The sequence below is a fragment of the Pseudomonas sp. EL_65y_Pfl1_R83 genome, assembly GCF_963970695.1.
In the GTDB taxonomy this organism is placed as follows: domain Bacteria; phylum Pseudomonadota; class Gammaproteobacteria; order Pseudomonadales; family Pseudomonadaceae; genus Aquipseudomonas; species Aquipseudomonas tritici.
On sequence record NZ_CAXAQI010000113.1, the window covers coordinates 1 to 639 of the forward strand.

A 639-nucleotide genomic window follows, 5' to 3' on the forward strand; every position below is an offset into this window, starting at 1 on the left:
CGCCTTCATACCAAGCCGCGACGAAGCTGTTCCACAGCCGGTGGATGACCGCGCGATCATTCTCGGCGACCAGCGTGCCGTGGATCGTCGCGAACAAATCATTGCCCTTGGATGCGAAGGTGGCGACGGCGCGGCTGTCGTGCTTCAGGTCGGCGACCAGTTCGGTGTCCTTCGAGGTGAAGAAATAGATCGGGCCGCGATCGTCGTCCCCGTCAAGCTGGCCCGTCATCGGGCGCGTATGGCCCTCGTCGACGCCGGCCAGGCCGAGCATCATTGTCCGGGCGGAGCGCAGCGCCTTCCAGAATTTGGCTTCGATCTCAGCGTCATTTGCGGTGCTGGTGTTGAACATGGCATCGTCTCCTTGCCCGTTCCGAACGGGCAGAGGACGATGCGGTTCCCTCACTCGGGGGACCAGCCGGGCGGCGCCAGCTCGAACCCCGCGAAATCAAAGGCTGGGGTGACGACGCAACTGACCAGCGCCCAGCCTTCGCGCGCCTCCGCCGATTGCCAGGCATTGGCGGGGACGATCACCTGGGGCGCGGTTCCGGTGAGCTGGTGCTCGGTTTGGTCGATCAACAAGGTGAGCGGCGCGCCCGCATGCCACAACCACAGTTCGGTCGCGTCTACACGATGCCAGTG

2 protein-coding genes are annotated in these 639 nt (G+C 64.8%); both read right to left on the minus strand.

Going from position 1 to position 639, the window contains the following annotated elements; translation table 11 throughout:
* On the minus strand, positions 1–349 hold a 349-nt coding region (locus AACY08_RS27910), incomplete at its 3' end, for a pyridoxamine 5'-phosphate oxidase family protein (protein WP_339472330.1).
* Between the two features lie 50 nt (positions 350–399).
* On the minus strand, positions 400–639 hold a 240-nt coding region (locus tag AACY08_RS27915), incomplete at its 5' end, for a cupin domain-containing protein (protein ID WP_339472331.1).